The sequence below is a fragment of the Streptomyces sp. NPDC041784 genome (assembly GCF_055591025.1).
The window spans coordinates 87,522-103,342 of the sequence record NZ_JBVJAB010000007.1 but is presented as its reverse complement, the minus strand read 5'-3'; the positions used below and the strand labels follow the sequence as shown (position 1 = coordinate 103,342).

Sequence of the window (15,821 nt, the reverse complement as noted above, 5' to 3'; positions counted from 1 at the left end):
GAGAACACGGCAACCTGCCCGCCCACGCTCCTCCATCTCCCCCACCTCCTCCACCTCCTCCGCAGAGGCCGTGGGGGCCATGGGGCCGTGGGGGCCGTGGGGGCCACCCGGCCCGGGGATCCGGGGCCGGTCGGGCGCCCACCGGGGACCGGGGGAACCTGCCCGGCGTACCGACGCCGGGAAGACGCTGCCGCTGGAACGGGGACAAGGCGGCCGAGAACATGTTCGCCTGCGAGCACGTCACGCACAGCATGGCCCCGATGAAGACCGTCGGCGTCATCGCCCGCGACGACATCGAGGACATGATCGAGGTGGCCGAGCCCGTCGGCGTGGTGTGCGCGGTCACTCCCGTCACCAACCCGACCTCCACCACGATCTTCAAGGCGCTGATGGCGCTGAAGACCCGCAACCCGGTCGTGTTCGCCTTCCACCCCTCCGCCCAGCGTTGCAGCGCGCGGGCGGCCCGCATCGTGCGCGACGCCGCCCTCGCCGCGGGAGCGCCCGAGCACTGCATCCGGTGGATCGAGACACCGTCCGTCGAGGCGACCGGCACTCTGATGCGGCACCCGGGGGTCTCGCTGATCCTCGCCACCGGTGGCAACGCCATGGTCAGGGCGGCCTACTCGGCGGGCAAGCCCGCCCTGGGGGTCGGCGCCGGCAACGTCCCCGCGTACGTGCACGAGAGCGCCGAGCTGCGCCGCGCCGTCAACGACCTGGTGCTGTCCAAGGCGTTCGACAACGGCATGATCTGCGCCTCCGAGCAGGCCGTCATCCTGGACGACGAGATCTACGACGCCGCACTCGCCGAGTTCGCCACCCTGCACGCCCACCTCGCGACCACGGAGGAGAAGGCGAAGCTGGAGGCGTTCCTCTTCCCCGTGGGCGCGGCGGGCGCGGGCTGCGAGCCCAAGGTGAACTCCGCCGCCGTGGGACAGAGCCCGGCGTGGATCGCGGAGCGGGCCGGTTCCAGGTGCCCGCCGACACCTCGCTCATCCTGGTGCGGACGGATCGGGTGGGCCCGGACGAGCCGCGAGCGACCCCGGCGCGGTCGCGGCCGACAAGGGCCGACAGGGCCGACAGGAGGTCGTCCCTCGTGCCGAGGGGCCCCGTCGCGAAGCGGGTCGCGGGGCCGGTGTGCCCGAATCAGGGGGCCGTTCGGCCCCTCTTCGCCCGGCGCCGCGAAACAGCGCGGAAACGCGGTCGGGTGCCTGCTACACAGAGGGTGCCGCCCGATGCGATGCGGCGTCTTCCCACCTCATCCCTACCCGGGAGGCTTCATGCTGTCCGCAGAATCCACCGCAGTGATCCGTGCCACCCTGCCCGCGGTCGCCGGGGCGCTCGACGAGATCACGACGCGCTTCTACGGCGCGATGTTCCGCGACCGGCCGGAGCTGCTCGACGGGATGTTCAACCGGGGCAACCAGGCCAGCGGGGCCCAGCGGCGCGCCCTGGCCGGTTCGATCGCCGGGTTCGCGACCACGCTGCTCGAGAGTCCGGACACCCGCCCGGACACGCTGCTGGACAGGATCGCGCACAAGCACGCCTCCGTCGGCGTCACCGACGACCAGTACACGATCGTGCACAAGTACCTGTTCGGCGCGATAGCCGAGGTCCTCGGCGACGCCGTCACCCCCGAGGTGGCGGCCGCCTGGGACGAGGTGTACTGGCTGATGGCCGGCGCCCTGATCGGCCGGGAGGCCCGCCTGTACCAGGACGCGGGCGTGACGCCCGGCGAGGTGTGGCGGCAGTGGACGGTCGTCGAGCGCCGGGCGGAGAGCCCGGACGTGGTGTCCTTCGTCCTGCGCCCCGCCGACGGCGAGCCGGCTCCGCACGCGCGGGCGGGCCAGTACGTGAGCGTCCGGGTCCTGATGTCCGACGGGGTACGCCAGCCGCGCCAGTACAGCCTGTCCTCCGACCCCGGCGGGGACCTGCGGCGGATCACTGTCAAGCGGGTCGCCGGCACGGCCGACGCACCGGACGGCGAGGTCTCCAACGTCCTGCACGAGCAGATCCACGAGGGAGACGAACTGACGCTGTCCGCACCCTTCGGTGACGTCTTCCTCGACGACCCGGCCGACGCGGCCACCCCGGTCGTCCTGGTCTCCGCGGGCATCGGCTGCACCCCCATGACCGGGATCCTGACCCACCTGGCCGCCCACGGCTCGACCCGCCCGGTCCTGGTCCTGCACGCCGACCGCTCCCCCACCGACCACGCCCTGCGCTCCGACACGCACGCCCTGGTCGGCCAACTGCCGGGCGCCCGCGCGGTCTTCTGGTACGAGCACCCCGGCCAGGAGGAACCCGACGCCCGCGAGGGCCGGATGAACCTCGACGGCATCGAACTGCCCACGGACGCCACCGTCTTCCTGTGCGGCCCGCTGCCGTTCATGCGGGACGTACGCGGACAGCTGCTGCGCGCCGGAGTTCCGGCCCGGCACATCCGCTACGAGGTCTTCGGCCCCGACCTGTGGCTGCCCGGCCCGACGGCCTGAACGACGCCGGCCACCCCACCGCACGTCCCGGAGAGGAACCGACATGATCAGCGATGACACCCAGAACACCGCTCCCACCGTGCACTTGCGTTCGGAGGGCGAGGTGGACGGGGAGACCCTGGTGTACGCCCGTACGAAGATCGACGCCGTCGTCGGCCGGCCGGGACTGCCCGCCGTCGCCGGCGAGGTGCGGATCACGAGAGCGTCCGCCCGTCACGCGGAGCACCCCTGGTCGGCGACGGCCGCCCTGCACGTCGGACGGCACGAAGTGGTCGTGCTCGCCGAAGCGGCCACCGGCCACGAACTCGTCGACCAGCTCCAGGACCTCCTGCGCCGCCAGACCGAGAAGGCCACCCGGACGGGACGCGACGGCCATCGGGCGGCGGCCCCGCCATGGCGCGGTGGCGCCGGTGGGCCGCCCGCCGCCGAAGACGGTGGCGGGACGGCGGACCCTCGCCCCAGGTGAGTCCGATGAGTCCGATGGGTGCGATGAGCGCGATGAGGGCGATGAGGGCGAGGTGAGCGCGGGCCCGGCCGGTGACGGTCCACCGTCCGGGCCTCGGGCCGGCTCCCGTCCGCGCACGGACGACCGGGCCCCGCCTCAAGGGCCATACGGACCACACGGGTGACCAATGGCCCACTGACGGCCCTCGCGGGAGCGGGCGACACTGACCGTGAGGTTCCGATCAGCGTGTGAGGACGAGGAGTTGTGCGGTGGCGAAGGCGTATCTGGTAGGCAGCGGGATCGCGGCGCTCGCCGCGGCCACGTTCCTCATCCGCGACGGCGGTTTCGACGGATCGGACATCCACCTGTTCGAGGAGCAGCGGAACATCGGCGGGAGCCTGGACGCGGGGGGCACGGCGAACACCGGCTACACCATGCGCGGCGGGCGGATGTTCGAGGCCGAGTTCCGCTGCGCGTACGACCTGCTGTCCGGCATCCCCACCCTCGACGACCCCTCGGTGTCCGTGACACAGGAGATCCTGGCCGGGCACGAGGACCTCGCCTGGGACGACATCAGCCGTCTCGTCGACGGACAGGGAAAGATCGTCGACGTCCACTCGATGGGATTCTCCGAGCGGGACCGGATCGACCTCGTCAGATGTCTGGCGTCCCCGGAGGGGCACCTGGACGGCAAGCGGATCACCGACTGCTTCGGCGAACACTTCTTCACCACGAACTTCTGGTTCATGTGGTGCACCACCTTCGCCTTCCAGCCCTGGCACAGCGCGATCGAGTTCCGCCGCTACCTCAGGCGCTTCATCCATCTCTTCCCCGAGTTCGCCTCCATGTCGGGGATCCACCGGACCCGCTACAACCAGTACGACTCCATCGTGCTGCCGCTCACCTCCTGGCTGCGCGAGCGTGGTGTCACGGTCCACACCGGCTGCCGTGTCACCGACCTCGGGTTCACACCAGGGCTGCGCAGTGGCACCGTGCGGACCATCCACCTGACCCGTGGCGGCCGCGACGAGAAGATCACCGTCGCTCCCGAGGACCTGGTGCTGGTCACCAACGGCTCCATGACCGACGCCTCCAGCCTCGGCTCGCACACCGCGGCGCCCCCACCGGCACCCCACCGCTCGGAAGCCTGGCTGCTGTGGCACCGGCTCGCCCGCGGACGCGAGGACTTCGGCAGCCCGGCCGCCTTCGACAAGCGCGTCAAGGAGTCCCGCTGGGAGTCGTTCACCGTCACCGCCAAGGACCCCGCCTTCCTCGAGGCACTGGAGGAGTTCAGCGGCCGGCAGACGGGCAAGGCCGGTCTGATGACCTTCACCGACTCCAACTGGCTGCTCACCATCGTCGCCCAGCGCCAGCCGGTCTTCCGCGACCAGCCCGACGGCGTCTCGGTCTGGTGGGGCTACGGCCTCTTCCCCGGCCGCGCGGGCAACCAGACGCCCAAGCCGATGACGATGTGCTCCGGCCGGGAGATCCTCGAGGAGGTGCTGCACCACCTGCGGTTCGACGAGGCGCTCAGGGCCCGCGTCCTGGCCACCTCCACCGTCGTGCCCTGCCTGATGCCGTACATCACCAGTCAGTTCCTGGTCCGGCGGCGCGACGACCGGCCCAAGGTCGTCCCCGAGGGATCGGTCAACCTCGCCTTCATCGGGCAGTTCGCGGAGGTACCCGACGACGTCGTCTTCACCGTCGAGTACTCCGTACGCACCGCCTGGGCGGCCGTGGCCCAGCTCCTCAAGCTCGACAAGCACCCTCCGCCCGTCTACAAGGGCCACCACGACCCCCACGTCCTGGCCGCCGCCCTGGAGACCATGCACCGACGGTGAGTTGTGGCCTCAGCGGGTCCCGAAGGTGTCCATTCGGATGTTCTCCGGGTCGGGGCCGCTGCGCAGGCCGGTGTCGAGGGCGTCGATGGCCACTGCGGGGGCTCTGGTAAACGCCGAGGCCCGTCGCGCGCATCACCATCGAGGGTGACCGGTTCCCGGCGGCGGCCCTCGCCATGACGGGCGTCGAGGCACCGTCCCGCTGAGCGACGACAGCGAATTCGCCGTACGGCGACTCCTGCGAGCCCGACACCCGCGTGATCCTGCCGGTCGGGTCGATCAAGCGGCCCCCACCGCTCCGTGCGGTGGGGGGCGTAGGCACGAGCCCTGGACCTGACCTCCTATTCGGTGCGCAGGGCCGTGGCGGTTCGGGCCCCGGCGGCCCAGCCGGCGGGCAGGAGCGCGCCCAGGATGGCGATGAGCAGGCCGCCGAGTGCGAGCGGGAGCAGTTCGGCCCCGTGGTAGACGGCCGTGACGGAGTCGGGGAGGCGGAGTCCCGCGCTGTCGCCCATCGCGGGGATGACCCAGCCGTGCAGGGCTACGCCGAGCGGCACGCCCAGAGCGCCGGCGACCAGTCCGGTCACGACGACCGAGGTGAGGACCATCGCGATGGTCTGGCGGGGCGTCATGCCGAGCGCCTTGTGGACACCGAGCTCCCGGACCCGCTCGCGGGTGTCGAGCAGCACGCCGTTGAGCACGCCGAGCGCGGCGACGGCGACGAGCATCAGCGTGAGGATCGCGGACAGCGCGTTGAGCGTGACGACCATGTCGCCGCCGGCGTCGAGGCCGCCGGCCCGAGCACCGACCCCCAGCGGTGCCAGGTCCTTGTTCAGCGCGTCGAGGTAGCCGGAGACATCGGTGCCTGACGTGACCGCGATGTGATGGCTCGTCTCCGTCAGGTCGGGATGTGCCGCCGTGAGGGTCGTGGCGTCGGTGAAGACCTGCATGCCGTCGTTGCGGGGGTCGAGGGCCTCGCCGACGATCCGGACCGTGACCGGCTCGGCCAGGCCGTACAGGGTGACGGTGTCGCCGATGCGGGTGCCGGTGGCGGCCAGGAACCGGGTCGGGACCACGGCCTCGCCGGGCTTGTCGATCCAGCGGCCCGAGACCATCGTGTAGCCGCCCCAGGAGGCGTCGCCGGTGAAGGCGATCACGTCGGTGGTGCCGGTCACGCCGGACACGGTCGCCCGTACCGTCGCGGCGCTGTAGTGCGTCCTGGTTCCGGCGGCGGCCTCGATCGCCGCGGCGACTGCGGCGGGATCGGTCTTGGTCTGCTCGGTCTGCTTCTCGGGGCCAGGGCCTTGGGGCCCGAAGTCCGGCAGGGGCGCGGGCACGACGACATCGGCGGCGTCGTGGGCCTTGGCTTTCATCACCTCGGCGAGCGAGGCGCCCATCCCCACGGTGAACGTGACGGCGATGGCGCCGAACAGGATCGCCGTGCCCATGGCCAGCGCGCGGGCGGGCCGCGCGAAGGGCCGGGCCAGGCCCAGCGCGACCGGCTGCGGCAGCGGCAGCCGGCCGGCCAGGCGGGCCGCCCACCGGCCGCGCGCCACCGACGCGGTACGCCCGACGGCGAGCGCGTCGACCGTGCTCAGCCGGCCGGCGCGCCAGGCACTTGCCCACGCGGTCGCCGTCACCAGGCCGAGCATTCCGGCGATCACCGTCAGGTCGACCCAGGGGGCGATGGTCAGGGACGAGGTGCCGTAGACCTCCTCGGTCTCGGCCAGTACGGGGACGGCGAGCAGGTGGCCGGCGAGGAGACCGAGGGCCGTGCCGACGGCGGCCGGGATCAGCGCCTGCCCCACGTAGGCCCGTACGACCTGGGCCGGGGTGAAGCCGACGGCCTTGAGGATGCCGATGCGGCGCGTTCCCGTGCCGACGGCCGACGCGACGACGTTGCCCACGATGAGCACCGACATGACCAGGCCGAGGGCCCCGAACGCGATGAGGAACGGGACGTAGAGGGCGGTGTCGCGTTCGGCGGTCTTCTTGACGGTGAGCCAGGACTGTTGGCCGACGGCCGTTCCCGGCGGCAGGGTATCCGTCACGGCCTTGCGGCCCGCGGTGATCCGCGCGGTGGTGTCCGCGTCGGTGAAACGGTAGAGCATCTGGTAGCCGCCGCTGCCGGGCGCGGTGAGCGCCGGCATCTGGGACGGAACCACCCAGGCGTCGGCGGTCTGCGTGACCGAGCGGGCCACACCGACCACCGTCAGCGTCGGGCCGCCGGGCAGATCGGGGAAGGCGAGCTTCATGCCCATGGCCGGGAAGAGCGAGGAGTTGGCGGACAGCACGATCTCACCGGAGTGCGCGGGCCACCGTCCGTCGAGCAGTGCCACCTCGTCCACGTCCCGGCCGGGATCGCCCCGGCCGACCACGGTCATCGGCCATCCGGGGCCCGCGCCGTCCGACCGCGGGGTGACCGTCGCCGTACGGAACGGCCCGGCTGCGGCGCTGACCCCTTCGGCGTCCTTGGACTTCGACAGCTGCCCGGCACTCACCTTGCCCGCGTCGAACTGCACGGACAGATGCGCGCCGTGCTGCCCCGCGAAGGCGTCGTCGAAGGGCGCGCCGGACACCACGAGCAGCGATCCGCCGAGGACGGAGGCGGCCACCGCCATCATCGTGGCGAGCCCGATCACCAGCGTCTGCACCCGGCGTCGTGCCACCCCCGAGCGCACCACCTTGCCGAGCGCGCTCATCGGACGGCCTCCGGGGCGACGGCCTGCGACCGGACGTCCTCGGTGATCCGGCCGTCGGCGATCCGGACCGTACGGTTGGTGCAGGACCGGGCCAGAGCCAGGTCGTGGGTGACCACGACGATGGTCTGGCCCTCGGCATTGAGGCCGGTGAGCAGCCTGCTGACGTCCTGTCCGGCGGCCGTGTCCAGGGCCCCGGTCGGCTCGTCGGCCAGGAGCAGCGCCGGCCGGTTCATCAACGCCCGGGCCACCGCGACGCGCTGCCGCTCGCCGCCGGACAGCCGCCCCGGGTAGGCGCGGGCGTGCCGGTCGATGCCCAGCAGTTCCAGGAGTTCCGCCGTCCGGCAGTCAGCCTCGCCACGTGCCGTGCCGGCGAGCCGCGCGGGCAGGACGACATTGTCGGCGACGGTCAGATCGTCGAGCAGGTTGAAGAACTGGAAGACCATGCCGATCTTCGACCGCCGGTAGAGCGCCGCTCCGGCTTCGCCCAGCCGGTCCACCCGCACCCCGTCCACGGTGACGGTCCCCGTATCGGGCCGGTCCAGGCCCGCGATCAGATTGAGCAGCGTGGACTTACCGCTGCCGGAGGGGCCGAGGATCGCGACGGCCTCGCCGGGCTGCACGGTCAGCGACGCCTCGTGCAGCGCGGGCGGGCCGTCGTCGTATCGGCGGCTCACCTCGCGCAGTTCGATCACCGGCATGGTCATGGAGAGGCTCCTTGGGTACGGGCAGTTGGCTGCGTGAACGCTAGGAGCGGGCCCGGCCCGCACGCGTCGCCCGCCCGAACCCCTTGCGGTACCGCGCTGGGACGATCCCCGGGAACGTCATCCCTGCGATGTAGGCCGGTGATGTATCCGGTGCGGTGGGAATGACCACCTGGACGGACTTCGCGGGTGCGCGCGGCGGCGACAATGAACCGGTGACGGACGTACGTACGACGCTGGAGGGGCTGCGGGAAGCCGCCTGCCGGACGGTTCGCGACGCCGGGCTTTCGAGCGGTCCACCGCTGCGGCCCACGCGGCGCGCCTGGCGGTTCGACGCGCTGGTGGCACTGGCACTCGGAATCACCACCGTCTACTACGGCGTCGACAACGCCGATGTCGTCGTGGTGCGTGAGATCGCCCCCGGCGTGGAGCTCGTCATGCCGCGCCCGTCCGGCCCCGGCGGTCTGGCCTTCATGGTTGCTCTCGCCGTCATCGCCTCGGGTGCCCTGGCGCTGCGCCGCCGCTACCCGCTCGCCGTGCTGTGCATCGTGACGGCCGCGACACTGGCGACACCGCAGAGCGTCCTGCGGCTGACCTTCTACGCGTTCGTCATCGCCGTCTACAGCGCCGCCGTGTACAGCCCGTACCGGGTGGCGACATTGGCGGCGCTTCCGGTGTCGGTCGTCCTGGTCGGCACCTCGGGGAACTCGGTGACACCGATCGTCCCCAACGAATACATCGCGCTGCTGATCCTGGTCCCGATGGCCGTGGCCGCCGTCGGCCTGCGTACCTGGAAACTCCGGACCGACGAGGGCCGCACCCGGCTCTCCGCCCTGGAACGCGAACAGGCGGAGGCGCTGCGCCGGGCCGTCGAGCATGAGCGGGCCAGGATCGCCCGCGAACTGCACGACGTCGTCACGCACAACGTCAGCGTGATGATCATCCAGGCGGGCGCCGCCCGCAAGATCATGAAGACCTCCCCCGAGCAGGCCGGCGAGGCGCTGCTCGCCGTCGAGGCGGGCGGTCGGGCGGCCATGACCGAGCTGCGTCACGTCATGGGACTGCTCACCATGGCCGACGAGGGCGAGGGCGAGGGGACGGACGGCGGTGCGGACATGGCCGGCACGGCGACGGAACTGGCACCGCAACCCGGCCTGGGCCAGCTGGAAACACTGGTCGGACGGGTCCGGGACACCGGACTGCCCGTCGACCTGACCGTGACCGGCCCTCCCCGTCCCCTCCCGCCCGGCCTCGAACTCGCCGCCTACCGCGTGGTCCAGGAAGCCCTGACCAACACCGTGAAGCACGCGTCCGGCGCCACCGCCGCCGTGAGCGTCGAATACGGCCCGGAACGGCTCCGGGTGGAAGTCACCGACACCGGTGGACGACCGGGCGCGGCCGCCGGAAGCGGCCGGGGCCTGATCGGCCTGCGCGAGCGCCTCGCTGTCTACGACGGAACCCTGAGCACCGGCCGACGCCTGACCGGCGGCTACCGTGTGGAAGCGCTGATCCCCCTGGAGGCACCGTGACCGAGCAGCCGCCGCGTGTGCTCCTGGCCGACGACCAGACCCTGGTCCGCACCGGATTCCGGATGATCCTCAACGCCGACGGCATCGACGTCGTCGCCGAGGCGACCAACGGAGTCGAAGCGGTCGAAGCGGTCCGGCGCACACGCCCCGACGTGGTCCTGATGGATGTCCGGATGCCGGAGATGGACGGCCTGGAGGCCACCCGCCGCATCCTCACCGGCGCCCCCGGCGAACCCCGCGTCATCATCCTGACCACCTTCGACCTGGACCGGTACGTCTACGCCGCCCTGTCCGCCGGGGCCGCCGGCTTCCTCCTCAAGGACGTCACCCCCGAACACCTGGCCTCGGCCGTCCGCACGGTCCGTACCGGCGACGCCCTCCTGGCGCCCGCCATCACCCGCCGCCTCGTGCAGCGGTTCGCCCGGCACGGCAGCGACACCGCCGCTCTCCACCGCGACCTCGCCTCGCTCACCCCGCGCGAGCTGGAGGTCCTCGGTCTGCTGGCCCGAGGACTGAGCAACGCCGAACTCGCCACCCGCCTCCACCTGGCCGAGGCGACCGTCAAGACCCACGTCGCCCGCATCCTCGCCAAACTCGGACTCCGTGATCGTGTCCAGGCTGTCATCGTCGCCTACGAGACAGGGCTGGTCAGCGCCGGCGAACGCGAGGCCGCCCAGCAGCCCGCCGGGCAGACGTAGACCGAGGCCGAGGCCGGGCCGGCGCACTCCCGGAATCTGCATACGCCCCGGATCCCCCGACCGGCCTCGACCTCGGCGCCCGTACCCCGTGGGGGACGGGCCCGCGCGGCAGCCCCGGGGCGTTGTACGCCCGATCAGTCGATGACGGCGGTGGCCTCGATCTCCACCAGGTGCTCCGGTACGTCCAGTGCCGCGACGCCCAGCATGGAGGCCGGCGGGACCGGGGTGACGCCCAGGGCCGCGGTCGCCCGGGCGATCCCCTCCATGAGCAGGGGCATCTTGTCGGGGGTCCAGTCGACGACGTAGAGGGTCAGTTTCGCCACGTTCTCGAAGGTGGCGCCGACGCCGGCCAGGGCGGTGGCGACGTTGCGGTAACACTGCTCGATCTGGGCCGCGAGGTCGCCTTCGCCGATCGTGACCCCGTCGGCGTCCCAGGAGACCTGACCGGCGACGAAGACCAGCTTCGACCCGGTCGCGATCGACACCTGCCGGTAGGCGTCGATCGTCGGCAGTCCATCGGGATTCACCAGGGTGATGGTCATTTTGTATGCCTCCGTTGTGATGTGAGCCGCTCTCTTGCGGTTACCCGGAAACCGTAGGAGAGTGACCGCTGACATGGAAGAACGCACTTTTCGGTGACTGGGGAACCTGATGGTGACCAAGCAATACAGCGGCTCGCCCGAGGACGCGGACCTCAGGCGAGCGGACTCTCTGGCGCGGGAGATCTTCTCGGACGTCGCCAACAAGTGGGCGCTCCTGATCATCGAGGCTCTGGGGCAGGGCACCCTGCGCTTCAGCCAGCTGAGGAACGAGATCGAGGGCATCAGCCACAAGATGCTCACCCAGAACCTGCGCATGCTGGAGCGCAACGGTCTGACCGCGCGGACGGTGCACCCCGTCGTACCGCCGCGGGTCGAGTACACCCTCACCGAGGCGGGCCGGGCCCTTCAGGTGACGATCGACGGAATGTGCGACTGGACCCACCAGTACCTCGGCCACATCGAGGAGTCGCGCAACCGCTTCGACTCCTGACCTCTCGGGCAGCCCGCACCTTTCGGGCGGCCCCGTGGTGGTGCCGTTCGCCGCGCGAAATGCCCCGTGGTCGCGTAGGGTCACGATGCCGCTACGTCGAGGCAGGCGGTACGGCGCTTTCCTTCGCGCGGGCGCGCGGACGGCGGCTCGACCGATCAGGAGTGCCCATGCCAGGACAGTTCGAAGCGATCGTCGAAGTCGACCGGCCGGTCGAGGAGGTGTTCGCCTACCTCGCCGACGGGCGCAACGATCCGCAGTTCAGCCCCCGTGTCCTCAAGATCGAGCGGATCCCCGACGCCCCGACCACCGTGGGCACCGTCTTCCGGAGCACCGTCAAGGACGCCGGGATGAAGACCGCCAGGGAGTTCCGCATCACCTCCCTCGAAGCCCCGGTGACGATGCGGTGGGCCGAGATCTCGAAGAACACGGTGACGGCACGCGAGGGCGGCTACGAGCTCGAGTCGCTGGCCGGCGGCAGGACCCGCGTCCGGATCTTCAACGTCCTGGAGGGCCACGGGCTGGGCAAGCTCCTCGTCGGCCTGGCGCTGGCCGCCGCCCGCAAGGACGCCGACGCGTTCGGCCGCCGGATCAAGGCAGCGGCCGAGGCCGCGATCGCTCCGCGCTGACACCCTTTCCCGACATCCCGACATCCCGACATCCCGGCTTCTCGGCATCTCGGCTTCTCGGCTTCTCGGCTTCTCGGCTTCTCGGCATCTCAACGGTCGGCCCGGGGAAGCGGACTCGGTCGGACTTCCGCTTCCCCGGAGCCGGATGCCCTGGCACCCCTACGGCACCACGGCACCGACGCCCGCTACGCCACGGCGTTGAGCGCGGAGTACAGGGCGTAGAGCACCGCGGGAAGAGCGCCCACGAGCCCCGTGAGAGCCGCGATCACCACGGGTAGCCGCTTGTTGGTCCGCAACGATCTGACGAGGTAGGCGACCAACACGAAATAGGCCAGAGTCACGACGACTCCGGCCATTAGTACAGGTGGACTGATGGATTGCATGACAGCGCTCGATCTCCCTATGACGTGTGCCCAGTCCGGATCTGATCTGCGGCACGCATCGACAGGGAGGCCGTCAAAGGCCCTTGGCGGGGGCCGGCCCACCCGCGGCACGGCAGCATTGGGATGACGGTAGCTCAAAGGGGCTCAGACGGGCCAGAGTTGAGAGAAGTCACCGGCGAGCGGATCGAGGCTCCGGGCGGCCGGGGGCCCGGGATGCCACTCCCGGGAGACCCCGGCACGACGCAGCCCCGGACTGGGCAAGTCACAGAGTGCGGTGAGCCGATGGTCGCAGCCGCCGATAAACAATCGATACACGTCTGCTAAACGAGTTGATAGGCTGGCGCGAGGGGAGGCAGCGATGGACGGAGTACCACGGACACCGGAACAGCGGGGCCCCCTCGCCTCCCGGGACACGCCGGCCCCGCTGCGTTTCAGCGTACTCGGGCCGGTGCGCGCCTGGCGCGGCGACGAGCAACTGCCCACGGGATCTCCCCAGCAGCGCGGCCTGTTGGCCGCCCTCCTCCTGCGCGAGGGCCGCACGGCGACCGCGAGCGAGCTGATCGACGCCCTGTGGGGCGATGAGCCGCCGTCGCAGGCACTGGCCGCGGTACGGACGTACGCGTCCCGTCTGCGCAAGATCCTCGATTCCGGCGTCCTGGTGAGCGAATCGGGCGGCTACGCGATCCGCGGCGGGCCCGGTGACGCCCTCGATCTGACGATGGCACAGGACCTGGCGGTGGAGGCGGAGAAGGCGAAGAACAGCGGGGACCTGTCGCACGCGCGCTACGCGCTGGGCAGGGCGCTGGATCTGTGGGACGGCGAGGCACTGTCCGCGGTGCCGGGCCCGTACGCGGAGGCGCAGCGCTCCCGTATCGAGGAGTGGCGGCTCCAACTCCTGGAATCCCGCTTCGACATGGACCTGGAGCAGGGCCACCACACGGAGGCGGTCTCCGAACTGACCGCCCTGACCGCGGCGTACCCGCTGCGCGAGCGACTGCGCGAACTGCTGATGCTGGCCCTGTACCGCAGCGGACGCCAGGCGGAGGCCCTGGCCGTGTACGCCGACACCCGCCGCCTGCTGGCGGACGAACTGGGCGTCGACCCCCGCCCCGGCCTGAGGGAACTCCAGCAACGCATCCTGAGCGCGGACCCGGCTCTCGCCGAACCGCCGGCACGGTCGGCGCGGTCCGAGTCCTCCCCCGCCCCGGTCCGCCGTCCGGCCCAGCTCCCCGCCACCGTCGCGGACTTCACCGGCCGGACGTCCTTCGTGCGGGAGCTGGGCAGGACCCTGGCGTCGGCGACCGGCGACCGGAGCCCCGTCATGGCCGTGTCCGCGCTGGCGGGCATCGGGGGCGTCGGCAAGACGACCCTGGCCGTGCATGTGGCCCACGAGGCGCGAACCGCCTTTCCCGACGGACAGTTGTACGTCGACCTCCAGGGCGCGGGCGCGCGGGCGGCCGAGCCGGAGGCGGTGCTCGGCTCCTTCCTCCGCGCGCTGGGTGCGGCCGACTCGGAGATCCCCGACTCGCTGGAGGAGCGTGCGGCGCTCTACCGCTCGGTCCTGGACGGTCGCCGAGTCCTGGTCCTGCTGGACAACGCGAGGGACACGCAGCAGGTACGCCCCCTGCTGCCGGGCACCTCCGGCTGCGCGGCGCTGGTGACGTCCCGGGTGCGGATGGTGGATCTGGCGGGCGCCCATCTGGTCGACCTCGACGTCATGTCCCCCGACGAGGCGCTCGCCCTCTTCACGAAGATCGTGGGAGAGGAACGGGTCGCCTCGGAGCGGAAAGCGGCCCTGGACGTGGTCGCGGCCTGCGGTTTCCTGCCGTTGGCGATCCGCATCGCCGCCTCCCGGCTGGCCGCCCGCCGCACGTGGACGGTCTCGGTCCTCGCGGCCAAGCTGGCGGACGCGGGGCGGCGGCTGGACGAACTCCAGGCCGGCGACCTGGCCGTGAAGGCGACCTTCGAACTCGGCTACGGCCAGCTGGAACCCGCCCAGGCCCGGGCGTTCCGCCTGCTGGGCCTGGCCGACGGCCCGGACCTCTCCCTGGCGGCCGCGGCCGCGGTCCTGGATCTCCCGGTGGCGGACGCCGAGGACCTGCTGGAGTCCCTCGTCGACACGTCGTTGCTGGAGTCGGCCGCCCCCGGCCGCTACCGGTTCCACGACCTCGTACGGCTGTACGCGCGCGCGTGCGCGGAACGCGACGAGTGGCCGCCCACCGAGCGGGAGGCCGCGATGTCCCGGCTGCTGGACTTCTACCTGGCCACCGCGGTGCGCGTGTACGCGGCCGAGCGACCCGGTGACCGACTGGTCGACTGCCTGGAGCCGGCCGACGGAGGACTGTCCTTCGGCGACCGCCACCGGGCGCTGGACTGGCTGTTCGGCGAGGGAAGGGCACTGCTGTCCACGGTCCATCAGGCCGTCGCCGCGGGCGAGTTGCGCAAGGCCGTCGATCTCCTGCTGGTGGTGCGGGATCTCGCCGAGTCCGGCAGCAACCTCACGTCCTACGAGTCGGCGGTGACGGCGCTGCTGCACGCCGCCGTGACCGTGGACGACCGCCGGAGCGAGGCGCGGGCGCGGGGGCTCCTCTCCCATGTGCACACCCTCCTGGGCCGTTTCCAGCAGGCGGAGCGGGAGGCGAGCGAGGCGGTGCGGCTCGGCGGGTCGGCCGGTGACGCCTGGACGACGGCCGACGCGCTCAACAGCGCGGGGATCATCGCGCTCCACCAGAACCGGCACGGCGACGGCGAGACGTACCTCTCCCAGGCCATCGAACGCTTCCGCACTCTGGGCGACCGCCCCGGAGAGGCCGGCGCCCTGTGCAGTCTGTCCCGGATCCACCTCGCGACGGGCCGCATGACGAGCGCCGTCGCGCTGGCGCAGCGGGGCCTCGACATCTACGACGCCCTGCACAGTGCCGTACGCGGCGCCAACGGCCGCTACACCCTCGCCCTCGCACTCAGCCGGAACGGGCAGCTGGACGCCGCGTCCACCCGTCTCCAGGAGGCTCTGGCGGTGTTCCGCGAGAGCCGTCAGCGGCTGTGGGAGGGCATGTGCCTGTTCCGTCTGGCCGAGGTCGACCTGGCCGCGGGGCGTCCGGCACAGGCCGCCGCCCACGCCGAGACGGCGCTGAGCGCGCGCAGTGACATGGGCGGGATGCGGCGCCGGGGCGACATCCTGACCGTCCTCGGCCGCGCTCTCGCACAACTGGGCCAGTCCGACCGTGCCGGCGCCGCGTGGCAGGAGGCACTGGTGCTCTACGAGCAGTCGGACGCCCCCGAAGCCGGGTCGGTCCGTGCCCTGCTCGGCGGGGCCCGCCGGACGTACAGCGTCGCTTGACGGAGCGGGGGTCACGGGACGGCGTTGCGCCCGCCGTC

General features: G+C 71.9%; 12 protein-coding genes and 1 pseudogene. 9 read left to right on the top strand and 4 right to left on the bottom strand.

All coding sequences use genetic code 11. The annotated features are described in order from the left end of the window. Positions 1 to 221: 221 nt before the first annotated feature. From ACZ6D7_RS17040 to ACZ6D7_RS17025, 4 genes and pseudogenes are all read left to right on the top strand, one after another. Positions 222 to 773, top strand: a pseudogene (locus ACZ6D7_RS17040) (aldehyde dehydrogenase family protein); the annotation flags it as partial. Between the two features lie 504 nt (positions 774 to 1,277). Further along, complete coding sequence (locus tag ACZ6D7_RS17035) at positions 1,278 to 2,492, top strand: globin domain-containing protein (protein ID WP_469491544.1); 1,215 nt, start codon at positions 1,278 to 1,280, stop codon at positions 2,490 to 2,492. Positions 2,493 to 2,535: 43 nt separating this feature from the next. Beyond that, positions 2,536 to 2,958: a hypothetical protein gene (locus ACZ6D7_RS17030; RefSeq protein WP_469491032.1), complete on the top strand. Its 423-nt coding sequence runs from the start codon at positions 2,536 to 2,538 to the stop codon at positions 2,956 to 2,958. A gap of 248 nt (positions 2,959 to 3,206) precedes the next feature. Next, positions 3,207 to 4,778: an oleate hydratase gene (locus ACZ6D7_RS17025; RefSeq protein ID WP_469491030.1), complete on the top strand. Its 1,572-nt coding sequence runs from the start codon at positions 3,207 to 3,209 to the stop codon at positions 4,776 to 4,778. Positions 4,779 to 5,116: 338 nt separating this feature from the next. Here the strand turns inward: ACZ6D7_RS17025 and ACZ6D7_RS17020 are convergent, their stop codons facing one another. Beyond that, positions 5,117 to 7,474, bottom strand: coding sequence for an ABC transporter permease (locus ACZ6D7_RS17020; RefSeq protein WP_469491029.1), 2,358 nt, complete (start codon positions 7,472 to 7,474; stop codon positions 5,117 to 5,119). Then, positions 7,471 to 8,178: an ABC transporter ATP-binding protein gene (locus tag ACZ6D7_RS17015; protein WP_469491027.1), complete on the bottom strand. Its 708-nt coding sequence runs from the start codon at positions 8,176 to 8,178 to the stop codon at positions 7,471 to 7,473. Before ACZ6D7_RS17015 ends, ACZ6D7_RS17020 begins: the two co-directional genes overlap by 4 nt. Positions 8,179 to 8,339: 161 nt before the next feature. Here ACZ6D7_RS17015 and ACZ6D7_RS17010 point away from each other — a divergent pair, with 161 nt between their 5' ends. Both ACZ6D7_RS17010 and ACZ6D7_RS17005 read left to right on the top strand, forming a co-directional pair. Further along, positions 8,340 to 9,704: a sensor histidine kinase gene (locus ACZ6D7_RS17010; RefSeq protein WP_469491025.1), complete on the top strand. Its 1,365-nt coding sequence runs from the start codon at positions 8,340 to 8,342 to the stop codon at positions 9,702 to 9,704. Next, positions 9,701 to 10,402 carry a response regulator gene (locus ACZ6D7_RS17005; protein WP_469491023.1) on the top strand — a complete coding sequence of 234 codons (702 nt, stop codon included), beginning with the start codon at positions 9,701 to 9,703 and terminating at the stop codon, positions 10,400 to 10,402. Before ACZ6D7_RS17010 ends, ACZ6D7_RS17005 begins: the two co-directional genes overlap by 4 nt. 134 nt (positions 10,403 to 10,536) lie before the next feature. On the opposite strand, the gene ACZ6D7_RS17000 is transcribed toward ACZ6D7_RS17005, so the two are convergent. Further along, positions 10,537 to 10,944: a RidA family protein gene (locus ACZ6D7_RS17000; protein ID WP_469491020.1), complete on the bottom strand. Its 408-nt coding sequence runs from the start codon at positions 10,942 to 10,944 to the stop codon at positions 10,537 to 10,539. 109 nt (positions 10,945 to 11,053) lie between these two features. Here ACZ6D7_RS17000 and ACZ6D7_RS16995 point away from each other — a divergent pair, with 109 nt between their 5' ends. Together ACZ6D7_RS16995 and ACZ6D7_RS16990 are read left to right on the top strand one after the other, a co-directional pair. Beyond that, on the top strand, positions 11,054 to 11,434 hold the full coding sequence (locus tag ACZ6D7_RS16995) for a winged helix-turn-helix transcriptional regulator (RefSeq protein WP_469491018.1): 381 nt from the start codon (positions 11,054 to 11,056) through the stop codon (positions 11,432 to 11,434). Between the two features lie 167 nt (positions 11,435 to 11,601). Beyond that, on the top strand, positions 11,602 to 12,060 hold the full coding sequence (locus tag ACZ6D7_RS16990) for an SRPBCC family protein (RefSeq protein WP_469491016.1): 459 nt from the start codon (positions 11,602 to 11,604) through the stop codon (positions 12,058 to 12,060). 185 nt (positions 12,061 to 12,245) lie between these two features. Here ACZ6D7_RS16990 and ACZ6D7_RS16985 read toward each other — a convergent pair whose 3' ends face one another. After that, on the bottom strand, positions 12,246 to 12,401 hold the full coding sequence (locus ACZ6D7_RS16985; RefSeq protein ID WP_469491014.1) for a hypothetical protein: 156 nt from the start codon (positions 12,399 to 12,401) through the stop codon (positions 12,246 to 12,248). A 400-nt stretch (positions 12,402 to 12,801) separates the two neighbouring features. Between ACZ6D7_RS16985 and afsR the strand changes: the two genes are divergently transcribed. Beyond that, a complete protein-coding gene (gene afsR, locus ACZ6D7_RS16980) occupies positions 12,802 to 15,783 on the top strand; it encodes an SARP-family global regulator AfsR (protein ID WP_469491012.1) in 2,982 nt (993 codons plus the stop codon). Positions 15,784 to 15,821 lie beyond the last annotated feature (38 nt).

What these genes read in the sequence shown, in the direction of transcription:
- afsR (WP_469491012.1), top strand. Translation starts at nt 12,802, where the DNA reads ATGGACGGAGTACCACGGACACCGGAACAGCGGGGCCCCCTCGCCTCC.
- ACZ6D7_RS17000 (WP_469491020.1), bottom strand. Translation starts at nt 10,944, where the DNA reads ATGACCATCACCCTGGTGAATCCCGATGGACTGCCGACGATCGACGCC.
- ACZ6D7_RS16990 (WP_469491016.1), top strand. Translation starts at nt 11,602, where the DNA reads ATGCCAGGACAGTTCGAAGCGATCGTCGAAGTCGACCGGCCGGTCGAG.
- ACZ6D7_RS17035 (WP_469491544.1), top strand. Translation starts at nt 1,278, where the DNA reads ATGCTGTCCGCAGAATCCACCGCAGTGATCCGTGCCACCCTGCCCGCG.
- ACZ6D7_RS17015 (WP_469491027.1), bottom strand. Translation starts at nt 8,178, where the DNA reads ATGACCATGCCGGTGATCGAACTGCGCGAGGTGAGCCGCCGATACGAC.
- ACZ6D7_RS16995 (WP_469491018.1), top strand. Translation starts at nt 11,054, where the DNA reads ATGGTGACCAAGCAATACAGCGGCTCGCCCGAGGACGCGGACCTCAGG.
- ACZ6D7_RS17030 (WP_469491032.1), top strand. Translation starts at nt 2,536, where the DNA reads ATGATCAGCGATGACACCCAGAACACCGCTCCCACCGTGCACTTGCGT.
- ACZ6D7_RS17020 (WP_469491029.1), bottom strand. Translation starts at nt 7,474, where the DNA reads ATGAGCGCGCTCGGCAAGGTGGTGCGCTCGGGGGTGGCACGACGCCGG.
- ACZ6D7_RS17010 (WP_469491025.1), top strand. Translation starts at nt 8,340, where the DNA reads ATGACCACCTGGACGGACTTCGCGGGTGCGCGCGGCGGCGACAATGAA.